Below are 16,411 nucleotides of genomic sequence, written 5' to 3'. Positions count from 1 at the left end.
TCCCGCCTCACGTGGTGAGACCAGGCAGCCCCCCAGCTGCCCGACTGTCAGAGCCCGAAACTACCGGGTGCCACTGACAGATTTCTGCACTAACAAGCGGTCCGTCGAAGTAGGAACCCGGATTTTTCGAATACCGGCTGATCACCGCATACTGGACATGCTCGGTACTGATGATGGGGGAATCTCGGTTCGGGCGCAAATGATGGCTTGCAGAGCAGCCATGTGAATATTGGGGGGAATTCTGTGGTTCAGCGCTTATCAGAATCACTGCAGCCGGCGAGTGGTCCCACACTGTGCCATGTCTGCGTCGTGACCGGTCACACCCAGGTTGACCTGGCGCTACCTGACAGCGTGCCGCTTCTGCTGGTACTGCCGCGCCTCGCCGAGATCGTCAGTTCCCGGGAAGCTGGGCCCGAAGCCGCACCAACTACAGTCGCAGCTACTCAGTGGACCCTTTCGCGCCTTGGAGAAGGTCCGCTCGATCTCGATCTTTCCCTCGCTCGACTTGGTGTCCGCAGTGGCGAGGTGCTTGTGTTGAGTCCTGTCGAGGCGGCGCCGCCCGCGCCGCTGTTCGACGATGTCATCGAGGCCGTCGCTGAACATTCCGCGCAGAAGGAAGCCGCCTGGGCAGTGGGGCGCGGACGGTACCTGAGCTACAGCTCGATGCTCGGCGCTGCGCTCGCAGCCACCCTAGTCCTTGCGACGTCGGAACCGCTGGCTCATTTGCACCTGGCGCTTGCTGGTGTGTTCCTCAGCCCCGTGCTTTTCGCTCTCGCCGTGGCAGCCCGGCGCCGGTGTGACGCGACCGCAACGGGTGTGCTTCTGCTTTCGGCAATTCCGGTCGCTGCCGCCTCCGTCGCGCACCTTATCCCAGGCAATATGGGAGCGCCCCATCTCATCGCGGCGGGTGCGGCCGGCGCGACGATGGCACTTCTGGGCCTGCGCGCGTTTCCCCTGGCAGCAGCTTTACTCATCCCGGCTTTCGGGACGGCAGTGACGTTGAGTTTCGCTGCCATGCTGCATCTTGTCGCGGGTCTGGGCTCAGCGACGATTGCCGCCATCCTGATCGCGGCCGCTCCCTTCGCCATCGCCGCCGCCCCGCGCCTCGCGATGGTGGGCGCCCGCCTGCCGATTCCGCCTGTTCCGGCACCAGGCACTGCGCTGAACGTCGCTGATGCGCTCCACGAGGACGGAAGCAACGACGAGAATGACCCCCTCCACGTCGCTTTGCGCCAGAAGGCAAAAGCTGCGGAACGCTACCTGATTGGAGTCATCGCCACTGTCTCCGCAGTCAGCTCTGCTTCTGCCATTGTGATCGCTACACTGACCGTGACTTCAGGGGAACTGTCCCTGCCCATGACCCTGCTTACCGCGATAGTGGCGGCGGCACTATCGCTCCGCGGCAGGAGCATCGCCGCCACAACTCCGGCCCTCCTGGTCAATGGAACCGGGGCTTTAATGGCAGTGAGCGTCCTGATCGCGGGCGCAGTCAGCGCCCAGGTATCTCCAGACCTGGTTTTTCTGGCCGCGCTCGCAGTGCTTGTGTTGGCGTTCGTTTTCGGGACGCTCGCGCCTGGCCGTTCCTACACGCCGCTGCAGTACCGCCTTGCGGAGCTCGCCGAGTATGGGCTGCTCGCGGCGATCGTTCCAGTCGCATGCTGGGCGCTGGGGGTTTTCATCGCTATCCGGGGTCTGTGATGCACGCTCGAGCTACCAGGATCGCGGCAGTGCTGGCGAGCGGAGTGATTGCAGGATTACTCGCGTTGCACGGGGTGTCGGCCGCGGCACCACCTGAGGTTGATGACGCGTATCTGCCGATGCCTGGCCCCGCGGCACCGCTGGATCTGACAAGTCAGCGGGAAGCCTGTTCTCACGGGTTCGCTGAACCTCCAGGGGTGGTGCTTGGCGCTCCTGACGCGCAGCAGTCGCTCGGTTTCACCCGCGCGTGGCCCCTGACGCAGGGAAACGGTCAGGTCGTCGCAGTAATCGATACCGGGGTGACGCCACACCCGCGGCTCGGTGAAGTGATACCCGGCGGCGACTACGTGAGCAACGGTGACGGCACTGACGACTGTGATGCCCATGGCACATTCGTCGCCGGTTTGATCGCCGCGCGGCCTGCCACGTCGGATGACTTCGCGGGCGTCGCGCCCGGGGCTCAAATCCTTGCTATCAGGCAATCCAGTCTCAAGTTCTCCCGGGCAGCGAGCACCCCTGGCGAGTATCAGTCGGAAAATTCTTACGGCAACGTGCGCACACTCGCAATGGCAGTTCGCCGCGCCGCTGACCTTGGCGCTACGGTGATCAATGTTTCTGAGGTTGGCTGCTCTCCGGCTGGTGGAAATCTCGACGACCGCGCACTTGGTGCCGCGCTCAGATACGCAGTAGATGTCAAGGATGCTGTCGTCGTTGCCGCGGCCGGGAATGTGAGCTCGTCGAGCTCGTGCCGCGATCAGAATCCCGGCCCCGATCCGGGGAGTGCCAGCGGGAGTCCAGATTGGCAGGGAATCTCAACAGTCGCGACGCCAGCCTGGTATGACGACTACGTTCTCACCGTGGGTTCGGTTGATTCAGACGGTCAGCCGTCCGCCTTCACGCTCGGGGGCCCTTGGGTCGACGTCGCAGCGCCAGGCACAGGCATCGTGTCACTCGACCCACGGCCAGGCGGAACGGGCCTGGTGAACGCTGCTTCCCACGGTGGAACGGTGACCATGATCGCGGGCACCAGCTACGCGGCACCCTACGTTTCGGGAACGGTGGCGCTTGTTCGCGAACGATTCCCGCATCTCAGCGCACGCCAGACAATGGACCGCATCATCGCGACCGCGCATCCTCCAGCGCACGGCTGGGATCCCTATGTCGGTTTCGGCGTCATTGATCCAGTTGCGGCGGTGACTGCGGATCTCGACCCAGAGGGGCGGCGCGGATCGCATGGCTACGCTTTGGCCCTCGCGAAGAGGACGGGTCCACCAGAACGGGCCGGAGCTGCGATTGCGGCGCCGAATCCGCCATTCGAGCCGGATCCGCTGCCCAGGACGATCGCCGCATTCACTGTGCTCGCCTGCGCCGCAGTTGGAGCGATCACGCTGCTGGTCCCTTCTCGCCGCGCGGACTGACTGCTACGCCTCGGTCGCCAGGACCCCAGCAATGTACGCGAGTAGCTCGAGTTGCCGCTCATCGGCGCCGTCATCCGGGAGGACCTGTCTCCCGATCGATTCGCCCGTGAAGTAACCAATGACGAATTCGAGTAGCGCGCGGCGAATCACATCGGGAAACACCCGGGTTTCCGGGATCGACTCGACGATGTCTTCCATCGCGCCCAGGTACTGAGCTGACAGCGTAGCCATGCGCGCACGCAGCTCCGCGTCAGTCCGAGCGTGGAACATCAGCTCATGCCACACCATGTTCGTTCGCGACCGTGTGATCCGCCGGACGGTCGAGAGGATGGCTGTGAAGTCACGCAGTCCACGGCCGTCCTTATCACCGAGTTCGCTTCGGAACTCGGTGATCTGGCGATTCGCCACGATTTCAGCAACATGGGCAAACAAGTCGAGCCTGGTAGCAAAATGCCGAAAGAGTGCGCCTTGCGAAAGACCGGCTCGGTCGACAACTTGCTGCACCGACGCGCGCGCATACCCCATCTCGGCGAGCACGTCGATCGCCGCATCGACTAGCGCAGCTATCGTCGTGTCTCGCCGCTGTTGTTGGGTGCGGCGCCGTCCCGTCCCTTCCCCCGCGGTCACGACACCCGATCATATGCCTCGGAACTGCGCACAGGTAGAAGCTCCGCGCGACACCCGGAAAAGCAGTGTCCCCACCGGACCGAGTCCGGCGGGGACACTGCGCTGCACACGCCGAATTACCGCGCGGTGATGGAACGTCCCGCGGACTTCAGATCGTTGCAAGACTCGACGACGCGAGCCGCCATAGCGCCCTCAGCAGCCTTGAGGTAGCTGCGCGGGTCGTACACCTTCTTGTTTCCGACTTCGCCGTCGATCTTCAGCACCCCGTCGTAGTTGGTGAAAAAGTGGTGCGCGATCGGACGTGAGAAAGCGTACTGCGTGTCGGTGTCGACGTTCATCTTGACGACACCGTAGTTCAGTGAATCTTCGATCTCAGACTTGAGGGAACCAGACCCACCGTGAAACACCAGGTCGAAGGGCTTGGCGTCGGCTCCGAGTCCCAACTTGCGAGCGGCGACCGTCTGGCCTTCCTTAAGCACCTCAGGCCGGAGCTTCACATTGCCGGGTTTGTAGACGCCGTGCACGTTGCCGAATGTCGCCGCGAGCAAGTAGCGGCCTTTCTCCCCTGCACCGAGCGCGTCGACCGTTTTTTCGAAGTCCTCAGCGGTTGTGTAAAGCTTGTCATTGATTGCATTTTCAACGCCGTCTTCCTCGCCGCCGACGACGCCAATTTCGACCTCGAGGATGATCTTCGCGGCTTTCGAAAGTTCGAGGAGTTCCTGGGCGATTTCGAGGTTCTCATCGATCGGGATCGCGGATCCGTCCCACATATGTGACTGGAAGAGCGGGTTCTTGCCGGCGCTTACGCGCTCCTGCGAAATGTGAAGGAGCGGCCGGACGAAGCCGTCGAGCTTGTCCTTCGGGCAATGATCGGTATGCAGTGCGATCGTCACGTCGTACTTGTCGGCGATGACGTGGGCAAACTCGGCAAGGGCGACGGAACCCGTCACCATGTTCTTGATCGCCTGGCCGGATCCGAACTCAGCTCCCCCGGTGGAGAATTGGATGATCCCATCGCTTCCCGCCTCCGCGAATCCACGGATGGCGGCATTGATGGTTTCCGACGACGTGCAGTTGATGGCGGGGAACGCGAACGAGTATTCCTTCGCGCGGTCCAGCATCTCGGCGTACGCCTCCGGCGTTGCGATTGGCATTGGGATGGCCCTCCAGATCGACAATTTGCGGTCAGTTTCGAAGTATCGCTCGTTCTCAGTATGGCACCTGCTGCCGTCGCTCAAACAGGTCCTCACGTCACGGACGCGGCCGCTTCCATCAGCATCCAGCCGGATAACTGGACTGACAGGTCCCGCTCCGGAACTGCCGAAGCGCGCACTGCACCATCCTTCATCTTCGATGGGGCGCTGCGAGCATCCGGAAAGGTCGACGGCGCAGCCCAGTTCGCCCCAAATAGTGGGCCGCCTGGAGCGTCGAGATGATTGCGCCATGCCGCCTCGGCCGATCGGAGTACGATTCCCCGCGCCATGCGGCGTGTCTGATGATCACGCTCGTGGTGTTCCGGCAGCGACGTCGCAACGAAAGCCAGATAACGTGCGAGAATTCCCTGGAAGAGTCCGCCGTCACCGCCTCCCGCGGTGCGGATCACTCCTCGTGGCGCTAGTTCCGTGGAGACCGCGGCGACGAGGGTGCGGACACGCTCGGAGTGCCGCGGCGCGGCTGTACGGATGGCCAGTTCAGTTTCGGCACCCAGGACGACACCTTGGCAGTAGGTATATATAGCCTTCTCCACCGTGCCGTCGCCGCGGACTCCGTCGTAAATGAGCCCGCGCTCCGTGTCGACCAGATTGGCGTAAATCCAGTCAGCAATTTCTTCGGCACGGTCCACATGCCCGGTGCGTGCAAGCAGAATCGCCGCCGGACCGTTCGCCGGCGTATTGAAAAAGTCGTCTTTCCGCCGCCATGGGATTCCGCCACCCTCCTCGGGGCTCCAGCTTTCCCTCAGCCGGCCGGTGAGAGTTTCGATCGACTTGCCCATGCGGGACACACCAGCTAAACGGCCACCGCGTTCCAGCGCCAGCCCCAGCCACGCCATGTCGTCGTAGTAACTGTTGGTCCAGCGGCCGGTATTTCGAGCTCTGTGGCCGCGCACTTGCGCACGAATGCGTCTGCGCCGGTCGGGATTAGGGGAACGGACTGCCGCGTCGACCATGCAGTCCAGCAAATGCGCTTGCCACCAGTAATGCCATCGCAGAAAACCCTTGTCCCGCAGAAGCGACGGCCACGCGATAACGCCTAGAGCTGTCGCCGGAAGCATCCACAGGGGGCGGACGTGCCGGGTCAGGATGGCTTGCTCAGCTGCGTCCGCCCGGTGACCCCAATCCTGCTGCATCCTCTCATCGTGCCCTTAAAGCCGGTTCCGCGCTCCGTGAACTACCAGGCTCGTGAAAGATCAGCATGTTGCTGAACCCACGCATGCATCGCGATCCCGGCGGCGACTCCAGCGTTTACACTGCGCGTAGAGCCGAATTGCGCGATCGATACCGTCATAGCTGCCACATCGCGTGCACGCTCGCTGACCCCTGGACCTTCCTGCCCGAAGAGCAACAGGCACGCCCTCGGCAATGTCACTGTCTCGAGGCGCACCGACCCGGGAGTGTTGTCTACCGCAACAACCGTCAGCCCTTCGTTTCGCGCGAAGCCGAGCAACTCGTCCACAGTCGCATGGTGGTGTATGTGCTGGTAGCGATCGGTGACCATTGCGCCGCGCCGGTTCCATCGCCGCCTGCCAACAATGTGCACCGCAGCGGCGGCGAATGCGTTCGCCGTCCGCACCACCGTCCCGATGTTCGCGTCGTTGGCGAAGTTCTCGATGGCCACATGCAGCGGGTGGCGGCGAGCGTCGATGTCCGCCACGATCGCGTCACGTTTCCAATAACGATATTGGTCAACTACATTTCTGCGATCGCCGTGCTCGAGAAGTTCTGGATCGAAACGCGGATCAGGAGGCGGCGCTGTGCCGAACTCGTCCGTCCAGGGTCCCATGCCGACCGATTGGCCCCACTCTGTTGGGCCTGCTGCTTCCTGCGTCCCCACGTCCACCCTGACTGATTTCTCCGTATTTTCTCAGCTTTCCCCAACTGGGGCTGCATCATGCAGTTTTGCGGCCTGTTCGGCCGCTGTTAGCCCGCACGTCACCAGTTTCCAGTTGTAACGTCCACGTTAACGAGGGTAGATTGCGTAGTTATGAAGCGGGTGCGCGTAGTAAGCCGCCGCAGCGGGGCCTGATCGGACTGGCCCCTCGCTGCGGGGTTTCGCGATGCCAGTCCCTCTTCACTGCTTCGAAGGAAACCCCATGAACATTCTTCATCATTCTCCAACTTTTCACCGCACCCGTGCGCGCCGAGATCCTTTCGAGGCGCGGTACGGAGCACCGCTGCCGCTGGGATTGAGGGACGAGGCCGCGGGCATGTCCTGGGACATGTTTGACCAAATCTACTCACCGCGCCGCGGCCGCTATCGCCTGGAGCACTGGCGGCTGCACCATCTCGGCTCAGGCAAAGCCGTGTTCGAAGCCGCTGTCCGGGTTGACGAGGTGCCCCACACGTCGACGGCTGTGGCATCTGGGCCGATCGCAGCACTTACCGGGATGCTGTACGAACTCGGATGCAATATCGAGATCGTCGGACTGCATCAGCGCAAGATCGGCGACCGCACCGCCACGTTTCTGCACGCGGAGCGGGACGAGCGGCGAGCGTGGAGCATGGCGATCAACGAAGACCCGGTCGAATCGTCGCTTCTGGCTATTGTGGCTGCGGCAAATCGTCTGTGACTGCCTGAACGCCGCTTTCGTTCGATGGTTCGGGAGCGGCGTTCTCGGGTGGCACGATGCCCGCACGAATATCAGCAACCGCGGCAAGAAGGAGCGCAAGGAGCGCACCGGCGGCGAGCATCTCGAAGCTCTCTTCAACGACGTTGTCGATGATGAAATACGAGTTTGCGCCCGGGTCGATCCCCGGCATCACCGGCAAGCGCCAATCGAAGAACACCGAGTTGATCCAGTTGCCAAAATGGGCGTACCAGCCCTCGATGTGAGAAGTCTGCGCGCCTAACTGCGAAACTGCGTACAACCCGTACAACGCGATCAGATAAGCGCGGGACCTGGGCGCTCGCCAGACGTGCTTGGCGTAGCGAACCAGTGCATAGAGCGGGAAGAACGCCAGAAACATCATGACCGGCAGCGTGCCGATCACGTGGAAATGCATGCCGAGAATCTCGTATCCCAGCCAGCGTCCCAGCGCCTCAGCAAGAATCAGGCGCACATCTCCAGCCTCCTCAATGAGGATGAAGGCGAAACCGATCGACATGACGAAGAAGAACGATGCGAAACCCGCATGCGGTCCCCCACGCAGGCGTCCCGCAAGGTACCCGGCACCGACCACGAAAAGCGCGATATAAATCCATTGCGCGACTTCGACGATCCCGTCGTTGAACAGCTCCCACCACATCGGCAACAGGTTCTCACTGCGGCCGCCCCAGCCCCAGATATCAACGGCGTACACCGTGAACCATGCGCCGGCAACCACGAGGATGGCTCCGACAAAAACCAGGTGCGCGGGCACACGGAGCAGTCCCGGCCAGCGGTCTGCGCGCCGCGTCTCATCGGTTTTCACCATAACCGGGCATGCTACCCGAGGCGTAACCTGCCGTTTGACACGGTATTACCGGTACATCACCTGCTGGTCACCGGTAAACGCGTCGGGGTCAGCCGCGTCACAGCAGCCTTATTCCGCTTGCGGCCAGTCTTCCAAGGTCCGTTCAAAGATCGATCGCACCGACTCGACGTTTGTGTCGAAATCTTCATCGCTCCACCCGGAGACATCAATGGGGTCACCAACTACGACATCGACTACACCATCCCGCAGCACCTTGCCGTGCTTCCACATCAACTCGCCAGCATTGCGGATGATGAAGGGAATAACCGGCACCCCCGCTTGCCGGGCGATGTGGAACGCGCCTTTTTTGAACCGGCCTAGATTCGGAGTCAGCGATCGAGTGCCTTCGGGTGCTATCACGATCGACAAGCCGCTACGGATCGTCTCCTCGACGGGGCGCAGAGCCTCCCGTGCGCGTGCCGAGTCTGCACGGTCGATGAATACGACGTCAGCTGTCCGGAGAATGGGGCCGAAGATACGGTGCGCCGCCATCTCCTTCTTGACGATCGCGGTGAACCCGCCGCGCAGCACGTGCGCGAGGATGAGTGTGTCGAGTTGGCTTTGGTGATTGAAGACGAACACGGCGGGACGGTGCGACCAGATGTTCTGCTCACCTTTGACGCGCACCGCAATCCCGGCGATGCGCAATGCCACGTCGGCACTGCTCGCGATCGCGGCGTCAACTCCCAACCGATGATCCCTTTTCAGCACACCGCGGCTGAGTCCCGCACCCACGGCACCAAGAAAACCGCCGTAACCTGCGACGGTTCTGACTGCTTGCAAGGGGTTCACCGCGCCCCTGGGCGCGAACCGGAGAATGGGCCAATGCTGCTGCTGGGCCACTCTAGTGAGCACAGTGTCCGGGTTGATGGCGACTGCATTAGCGACCGCGGACAGAACGTCCACGTCCTCGCTTCCGTGTGAGTAGCCGTAGCTCATTTCGAGGTCGAGTGCATGCGATGTTGCGAATCGTCGTACCGCCGCTGCCTTCTCACGACGCCACAGGGGAACGCCCTCGAGATCACCGGTGAGCACTCCACCGTCCGTCGCTAGCTCGGTTGCGAGGACATGCGGCACTCCGAAAGCCCGCGCCGCAGCCTCGGCCAGATAACGGGGTCCTGACGTCACAATCGCTACCGTGTGGCCCTTGCTGAGATGGGCATGGATCAGGTGCCACACTTCGGGATACACGCGACCGGCGATGGTTCTCTCGAACAGTCTCCGCGCGATGGCGTCGACTTCATCATCGGCCTGCCCTGCCCAACTGGGATAGATGGTCCGCACCATGTGCTGGAACGACTCTTCGGTCTTCGAGGTTCGCAGCGTCTTCATCAGGTCACTCGCGATGGCCGCGTTCTGCCCGTGCTGTGTGACCCTCTTCGCGCGAACGGGCCGCAGCGGCGAGTACCCCTGCAGCACTGTTCCAGTGAAGTCGAAAAACACGCCGACACTTTCACCCGACGGCCCTTGACGGATGCGGTCCACCGCCTCACGGATATTCACCCGGAAGCACCTTTCTGTTCGAAGGATCCAGCGCCTCTGCCACACGTATGCGTTCCACGATGGCGCCCAGTCCGGCCGCGAATCTGCGCCGGTCCCTGCCAACTTCCGTGCTGTCGCTCTCCACGAGGCCAAGGTTGTCAGCAAGCTTGAGTGCTGACGAGAACAGCTCTGTCGAGATGGACTCAGGTCCATGCAGGCGGGCCTGCAATACCATCTGCTGACCCACCTTCACGCACTCGCTGAGCAGTGCGTCGCGGTCGATGCGATCGTACGAATTGCGGGCGGCAAGGCGCTCGGCAACCACCAGCTGAGCGTCGAAGAACGACCGTAAAACCCTGTGCGCCATGATGAATCCAGACTGCTCGAGGCGCTCGAGGATTTCCTCGATTGGTGGTTTCCTCTCCTTCCACTGCGGGTCGATGATGAGCATCTCTTCGGTCATCTCCTGCACGAAGTTGTCGCGCTCAGGGAAGAAGAACTCGAACTTCAGCAGAGTGCGCAGATTGTTGGCATAAGACCAGCCGTCACGGATAGGGTCCACGAAACCTGCCTCGGCCGCATCAAGAATGGCAAGTTCCAGCAGCGCTCGATTGACGAACCAATGAATCCCGCTGTTGCGGTAGAAAGCTGCGACGAGATGCTGCCCGGGCTCGATAGAGAAAACTGGCTCGAGCCCTTCACTGTAGGTTGTGACGACACCGGCCGCGGTGAGTTCAGCGAGTACTGCGCGCAAACCTGACTGCGATCGCAGCACCCCAACGTTTCCGGTCGGTATGTTGCGCCGCGAAATGTAACTCAGCACAGGTTCGATCGCCGCGCTGACCTCACCTACTGTGAGGGCACGGTCACGCACTCCCAGCAGGGAGAGCGTCACAAGGGAATTCGCAGTAATAGGCGTCACCCTATTGATCCCTACTGCCACCTCGAAAGCGAGTTTCTGCAGCGCTTTCCGCTTAGCCCCGCTGCGTTCACCGGGGCCTTCCTCGCCTCGCGGCTGAACTGCTTCGAGTGAATCGCCAGCTGACAGCAGCCGGTCACGCATCGATAGTGGGGCCCCGAACCGGATGTAGACACTGCCGGCAAGCAGTCGCTGGGCCTTTGCGTACTTGGCGAGCCACGTGAGCCCCTCTGGCTTCTTTTTCCCGCCGCGCTGCTCGTCTGCGATGGCATCAAGTTCGTGCAGACGCTCGTACGCGATCGAAACCGGAATGATCACCACGTCCTTGACACGACCCACGCGAAGCGCGGAGGCGACGTAGTTCAGCAGCCCATATCGAGGTGGCCGCAATTTGCCAGTCCGCGAGCGTCCACCCTCGAAGTACCACTCGAGGTTGAATCGTTTGGAAAGCAAATATGCGAAATACTCTTCCACGCACGCTTTGTAGATCTCGTCGTCGCCAAAGCTCCGCCGGATGAACACCGTGCCGGCTCGTTTCGCGAGCGGGCCGACCGGCCAGAAGGAGAGATTCGCGCCACCCAGAATGTGGTTTCGAGGGAAGTCATGCCGGGCGAGAAAGTCATTCAGGACCAGAGCATCGGCGTAAGAACGATGTGAGGGAAGGAAAATCAGGGGCAGCTCGCGGTTGATCTTGCGTAGCGTCTCTAGCTGCGAACTGTCGGCATGCACGGTCCACGCGCTCGCGTGCAGCGGCCGCATCGTCTGAGAGAAGAGATCTGTCGCGAGTCGGCTCTGCACTGCAACGAGTTCGCGCAGGCAGTCACGGGCGTGATCAAACGCCTCTTTAAAAGAGATACCCGTATTGTCGGCGACGCCTTTGAGCCGACGCTGGAAGGCGGCTGAATCTAGAATCTGTTCGGCGACAAGACGCGGCACTTTGTAGCGATCGCCGATGACAAGGCGCTCCGACCGCTCCAGTGCCACGACAGCCGAGCGGTGAATGTACCTCGCCAGTGACTGCGGCCCGACCTCTCCCGCCTCCCGGCGGTGCCGCCGACGCAATTCGCTCAGGCGAGCAGGTTCCCCCGTCAGAACCTGGACCCGTTCCGGCGAGCGCTGCACAATCTTTCGCTGCGCCACCACATTCGGGTTGCGCGGATTTGTGAATGTCAGGAGATCCGACCATCTGGCGTAGCGGCCGTCTTCGCGCTCTGGCGGGAACCACGCGACGCGCACTGGCACGACGAGCGGGTCGTCCGTTCGGCCTGCCAGCGCGCCGGCGATCTTCGACGCTTCGAGCAGCAATCGGGACGGCCGTTCGCTCACCGTGCCGTTGAGCTTCTCCCAATTGCCCTCGTCAAGCCAGCGTTCAACGAGTTCCCGCTCGACGCGTGTACGCACATCGGCGAGGAAAACAACAGGACCTACTTCGGCACTAGGTGCGGAATCATTATCCACACCATTCATTCTGCTTAATGCCCGCGCTGCGCGTGGGAGAACTACGCTGTCACTCGTGCGCAGCGACTCCACACCAGGTCACGAGCCCGAGAAATCTGGTCCCGAAGAATCTGAGTCTGACAAATCGGGTACCGGCGAATCTCAGCAGATATTCCAGCACGGCCACGGGCACAGTCACGGGCACAGCGGAGGGCCCGCTCCACTCGGGCCACTAGCTGCCCGCGTCGTGGTCGCGCTTCTTGTCCTGATCGCGATCCTCGTCGCGATCGGTGCTGCGGTGTTGTGGCCGGGGCCCCAACGGGTCGACGTCCCGCTCCCGTTCCAGACCGCGACTGGTGAAGCTGTCGAGACGGAAGCGGGAACGGTAATCGAATCAGGTATCGGGCCGTGCGGATCTCCCGATGCGACCATGGTCTTCAGTGGCGGCCCGCAGCCGCCCCCTGGGGTGGGTTACGAATGCTTCCGCGCAGTGATCAGTATCGATTCCGGGGCAGACGCAGGCATGCTCACGCTGTTCGAGCATGTTCCAGGGCCGGGTCAGCCGGATCTCCAGCCGGGTGATTCGCTGCGGCTAGTACGCGGGACTGACGCTACTGGGCTCACGCGGTACGGGTTCTACGATTACGAGCGCGGTGTGCCCCTGACTCTGCTCGCACTCGCCTTCGCCGCAATCGTCATCCTCGTTGCACGCTGGCGCGGGTTCCGCGCCTTGCTGGGGATTCTCGTCGCGTTCCTCGTCCTGGTGATGTTCGTGCTGCCCGCGCTACTGGACGGAAAGTCCGCGGTGCCGGTGGCTCTTGTCGGCGGCGCGATGATTCTCTACACCGCCCTGTACCTCGCTCATGGGGTTAATTTGCGGACAAGCTCCGCACTGCTCGGCACGCTCGCGTCGCTCGCGCTCGCGGCCATTTTGTCGTGGCTTGCGATCGAGGCACTCACGCTGACAGGCCTCTCCGAGGAACAGAACACTCAGATCCAGGCCTACCTGCAGCACGTAAGTATCAGCGGGCTGCTACTCGCCGGATTCATCATCGGGTCCCTGGGTGTTCTCAATGACGTCACTATTACTCAGGCGGCGACAGCCTTCGAACTCTCACGTCTCGAACCTGAGGCGTCGCGTTCGCAAGTCTTCGGAGCCACGATGCGCGTGGGCAGGGACCATATCGCGAGCACCGTCTACACCCTTGTTCTGGCATACGCGGGCAGCGCGCTGCCACTGCTTCTGCTGTTCAGCGTCGCAGGCCGGTCTTTGGGCGATGTGATCACCAGCGAGATAGTCGCTATCGAACTCGCACGGTCATTTGTGGGCGGCATCGCTTTGACGCTCTCTGTCCCGTTGACCAGTTTTATCGCGGTACTTCTCGCGCGGCCACCTGGGTATGCAACCGTGGAAGCGTCATAAAAGCGTTCGCCAGTAGTCCCAGAAACGTTCGAGAATGAGCAGAATGACACCGGCATACCACAACGCGACGAGGTTCCAGCGCCACCGGAACAGCGCACCTCCAAGCCGCGACCGCGGAGCCGAGCCCGTTCTTCCCGCATGACGCAATGCCACGACGAACAGCGGCAGCTGCACGGCCCAGACAACCATGCAGTAAGGACACAAAGCACCGATTCTGTACAGGCTCTGGAAGATCAGCCAGTGGACAAAGAGGAGACCCAGTCCGCACCCCACCGCGAGGCCGCCCCAGTACCAGCGCGGCAGGCGCGCTCCCGCGGTCAAGACGACACCCGACGTAAGCACTACGGTGAACGCAACAAGCCCGAGCAGTGGGTTGGGAAACCCGAACACCGAGGCCTGGTCGGTGGTCATCACTGACCCGCAGGAAATGATCGGATTAATGCTGCACGACGGAACGTAGTCCGGCTCTACGAAGAGCCGGAAACGCTCATATGCGAGCGCCGCCGCGCTCAGGAGGCCAAGCCCCCCGAGCACGACGAGCGCCCAGCCAGCGAGAACGCGCTGGCTCACTGGGCCTCCTGGACTGCGGCGCGCAGCCCGTCCGGCATGATGTTCTCCACTGGCTCGCCGTTGAGCAGCACAGTGGGTGTTCCCGCGACGCCCGCGTCAGACGACTTACGCGTGCTCGACGCGATGAAGTCGCCATATCGCACGTCATTCACACATTCAGTGAGTTCATCCGACTCGGCGCCGGCGCTCGCGGCGAGTTCGAGCATTTGCTCGTTTGTGAGTCCTGCGCCGCCCTCGCTGGGCTGCTGCTGGTACATCGCAGCCTGCCAATCGAGCCAAGAGTCTTCCGCATACTCGGCGACACACATCGCCGCAGAAGCGGCGCGCGTCGAATACTGCGTCGTCGAAACGCGGTCGAGAATGGCGATGGGATGGTAGATGACTCGAGCCTCGCCCGAGTCTGCCAAGTCGCGCAGTGTCTCTCCAGATAGCGTTTCGAACTGCTTGCACGCAGGGCACTGAAAGTCTTCGTAGACCGACAGCGTCACCGCCGCGTCTTCGGGACCGAACGCAATACCGCCTTCTGTGCTGACATTATCCGTCACAGGCGGAGCATCCTCGCCCGACCGCTGGTTGATCACCACGACGACGATCACGATGCCGATCACCACGACGAGCGCCGTCAACGCAGCCCGGATCAGGAATCCGCGCCGCTTGTCGTTCAACTGCTGCTGCGTGACAAATCCCGGTTTGGGACGCTGGTTCACTTATTACTCCTTGCTTGTGTGCCGAAGGTGGCCGCTAGGCCGCTTCTATCCGTTGTGAAGTCAGCAGACTCTCGTGTCTGCGATGTTCACCGCGGGGGTCCGCGCGTACCTCCGCCGGAGACGCACACGAGACTCCGGCGCACCCGAGGCGGCACAGGACCGCTGCGCACTGCTAAAGCCGCCTCAGCGCGCACTGGCATCATGACGATGAGGCTGATCAGGCGCTGCACCGTGGAACTGACTGCGGCGCAACCCCGTTCAGCGGAGTGAATAAGGGTTGCCCCCGCACCGATGGCGATAATGTGCGCGGCGACCATCGCCGCACCGTGATGCCCATCGCTGGCACCGTGAACACTGCCAAGCGCAACCACGCTGTGGGTCACGATTTGCCCCACCGCAAGCACTCCGAACAGTCCAGCACGTGACGGTGATCGAGGCACCGTCGCTGCGGCACCCAGCGCCGCGCAAGCGAGAACGACCAGGAGTGCCGCAGATAAAGACGGCGCTCCCCCACCGGCGGCCGCATGTGCGGCGAGGGCGATAGCGGCCGTGGACGAACCGGCGAAGAGCCCGCGAAGGCGCTGCACGGATCGACGTCGGCTCACGTCACCACGATACCGTTCGCTTCAGTCCACGCTTCGCGGCTTGTACTCCGGCTCCGCACCTCTCATGCGTGCTTTCCGCGCGATTTTCGTGTTACTTCCCGCAAGCAGCCTCAATTGGGTCCGTCGTTCAGCGGCGAAGGTACGGTTGGGTGATTCTGACCACGTGGTGTTGAAGAGTTTCTTCGCGCCGGCCACCGCATCCGGGGACTGTTTGCACAGGGCCTCGGCGAGTTCACGAGCGGCCACATCGGGGCTATCAGCCACACCAGTCACCAGACCGATCTCCGCTGCCTCAGTCCCGCTCACCATCTTGCCGGTCATCGTGAGTAGCTTCGCAATGTCGATGCCGACAAGTTCCCGCAGCGTCGCAGTGCCGGTCATGTCTGGGATCATGCCCCACTTCGCTTCCAGCACGGAAAGCTCCGCGTCCGGTGACACATACCGGAAGTCAGCAGCAAGAGCGAGTTGCAGGCCGCCCCCAAAGCAGTGTCCATTGATGACCGCGATGACTGGAACGGGAAGTTCACGCCAGGCCCAGCACGCGCGCTGGAACATATTTGTCCCCCGCCCAGGCAATGGCACGAACGAGGGCACTGGAACGAAGTAACGCGCGATCCGCTGCGGTTGCTTAGTCGCTGACGGAAAGTCGAGGCCCGCACAGAAAGATGTGCCCTCCCCTGACAGGATGACCGCGCGGATGTCCCGGTTCTTGCGGACCTCTGCAGCCGCGTCAACGAGTTCCGAGAGCATATCGAGCGTGAGACCGTTCAGTTTATCTGGACGAGCCAGCGCGACTTCGGCGATCGCACTGTCGGCGCGGAAGGTGATGCTGGTTCGCTCGGCTGTACCCATACC

The 16,411-nt window shown here is 62.3% G+C and carries 15 protein-coding genes; 4 read left to right on the top strand and 11 right to left on the bottom strand.

Annotation, left to right across the window (positions count from 1 at the left end; genetic code table 11):
- Positions 1 to 222: 222 nt before the first annotated feature.
- Positions 223 to 1,698: a type VII secretion integral membrane protein EccD gene (gene eccD / locus FHU29_RS20190; RefSeq protein ID WP_341478986.1), complete on the top strand. Its 1,476-nt coding sequence runs from the start codon at positions 223 to 225 to the stop codon at positions 1,696 to 1,698.
- Positions 1,698 to 3,116, top strand: a complete 1,419-nt coding sequence (gene mycP / locus FHU29_RS20185; RefSeq protein WP_064438347.1) for a type VII secretion-associated serine protease mycosin — start codon at positions 1,698 to 1,700, stop codon at positions 3,114 to 3,116. Before eccD ends, mycP begins: the two co-directional genes overlap by 1 nt.
- Positions 3,117 to 3,119: 3 nt before the next feature.
- Here the strand turns inward: mycP and FHU29_RS20180 are convergent, their stop codons facing one another.
- The 4 genes from FHU29_RS20180 to FHU29_RS20165 all read right to left on the bottom strand — a co-directional run bounded on the left by FHU29_RS20180 (position 3,120) and on the right by FHU29_RS20165 (position 6,743).
- Entirely contained in the window at positions 3,120 to 3,743 is a 624-nt protein-coding gene (locus FHU29_RS20180; protein ID WP_064438348.1) for a TetR/AcrR family transcriptional regulator, read from the bottom strand.
- A 116-nt stretch (positions 3,744 to 3,859) separates the two neighbouring features.
- On the bottom strand, positions 3,860 to 4,993 hold the full coding sequence (gene fbaA / locus FHU29_RS20175; RefSeq protein WP_269747815.1) for a class II fructose-bisphosphate aldolase: 1,134 nt from the start codon (positions 4,991 to 4,993) through the stop codon (positions 3,860 to 3,862).
- The gene (locus tag FHU29_RS20170) at positions 4,990 to 6,090 is read right to left on the bottom strand and encodes a glycoside hydrolase family 76 protein (RefSeq protein WP_064438350.1); all 1,101 of its coding nucleotides are present in this window, start codon (positions 6,088 to 6,090) and stop codon (positions 4,990 to 4,992) included. Before FHU29_RS20170 ends, fbaA begins: the two co-directional genes overlap by 4 nt.
- A 41-nt stretch (positions 6,091 to 6,131) precedes the next feature.
- Positions 6,132 to 6,743, bottom strand: coding sequence for a TrmH family RNA methyltransferase (locus FHU29_RS20165; protein WP_221195264.1), 612 nt, complete (start codon positions 6,741 to 6,743; stop codon positions 6,132 to 6,134).
- A gap of 310 nt (positions 6,744 to 7,053) precedes the next feature.
- Here FHU29_RS20165 and FHU29_RS20160 point away from each other — a divergent pair, with 310 nt between their 5' ends.
- Positions 7,054 to 7,530: an alpha-isopropylmalate synthase regulatory domain-containing protein gene (locus FHU29_RS20160; RefSeq protein ID WP_064438352.1), complete on the top strand. Its 477-nt coding sequence runs from the start codon at positions 7,054 to 7,056 to the stop codon at positions 7,528 to 7,530.
- Here FHU29_RS20160 and FHU29_RS20155 read toward each other — a convergent pair.
- The 3 genes from FHU29_RS20155 to FHU29_RS20145 all read right to left on the bottom strand — a co-directional run bounded on the left by FHU29_RS20155 (position 7,502) and on the right by FHU29_RS20145 (position 12,281).
- Positions 7,502 to 8,374 carry a hypothetical protein gene (locus FHU29_RS20155; protein ID WP_064438353.1) on the bottom strand — a complete coding sequence of 291 codons (873 nt, stop codon included), beginning with the start codon at positions 8,372 to 8,374 and terminating at the stop codon, positions 7,502 to 7,504. The two genes, FHU29_RS20160 and FHU29_RS20155, sit on opposite strands and share 29 nt — an antisense overlap.
- Positions 8,375 to 8,482: 108 nt before the next feature.
- Positions 8,483 to 9,916 (bottom strand): HAD-IB family hydrolase, encoded by a 1,434-nt coding sequence (locus FHU29_RS20150; protein ID WP_064438354.1) that lies wholly within the window; start codon positions 9,914 to 9,916, stop codon positions 8,483 to 8,485.
- Entirely contained in the window at positions 9,903 to 12,281 is a 2,379-nt protein-coding gene (locus FHU29_RS20145; protein WP_064438355.1) for a glycerol-3-phosphate 1-O-acyltransferase, read from the bottom strand. Before FHU29_RS20145 ends, FHU29_RS20150 begins: the two co-directional genes overlap by 14 nt.
- 139 nt (positions 12,282 to 12,420) lie before the next feature.
- Between FHU29_RS20145 and FHU29_RS20140 the strand changes: the two genes are divergently transcribed.
- The gene (locus FHU29_RS20140; RefSeq protein ID WP_064438674.1) at positions 12,421 to 13,674 is read left to right on the top strand and encodes a YibE/F family protein; all 1,254 of its coding nucleotides are present in this window, start codon (positions 12,421 to 12,423) and stop codon (positions 13,672 to 13,674) included.
- On the opposite strand, the gene FHU29_RS20135 is transcribed toward FHU29_RS20140, so the two are convergent.
- The 4 genes from FHU29_RS20135 to FHU29_RS20120 form a co-directional block, all read right to left on the bottom strand.
- Positions 13,669 to 14,244: a vitamin K epoxide reductase family protein gene (locus FHU29_RS20135; protein WP_064438356.1), complete on the bottom strand. Its 576-nt coding sequence runs from the start codon at positions 14,242 to 14,244 to the stop codon at positions 13,669 to 13,671. The two genes, FHU29_RS20140 and FHU29_RS20135, sit on opposite strands and share 6 nt — an antisense overlap.
- Entirely contained in the window at positions 14,241 to 14,951 is a 711-nt protein-coding gene (locus FHU29_RS20130; RefSeq protein ID WP_064438357.1) for a DsbA family protein, read from the bottom strand. The genes FHU29_RS20135 and FHU29_RS20130 overlap by 4 nt, the downstream gene beginning before the upstream one ends.
- A gap of 86 nt (positions 14,952 to 15,037) precedes the next feature.
- On the bottom strand, positions 15,038 to 15,556 hold the full coding sequence (locus FHU29_RS20125; protein WP_064438358.1) for a hypothetical protein: 519 nt from the start codon (positions 15,554 to 15,556) through the stop codon (positions 15,038 to 15,040).
- A gap of 21 nt (positions 15,557 to 15,577) precedes the next feature.
- Entirely contained in the window at positions 15,578 to 16,408 is an 831-nt protein-coding gene (locus FHU29_RS20120; RefSeq protein ID WP_064438359.1) for a crotonase/enoyl-CoA hydratase family protein, read from the bottom strand.
- Positions 16,409 to 16,411 lie beyond the last annotated feature (3 nt).

This window comes from Hoyosella altamirensis, assembly GCF_014191505.1.
In the GTDB taxonomy this organism is placed as follows: Bacteria; Actinomycetota; Actinomycetes; order Mycobacteriales; family Mycobacteriaceae; genus Hoyosella; species Hoyosella altamirensis.
This window is presented reverse-complemented; position numbering and strand designations above follow the sequence as displayed.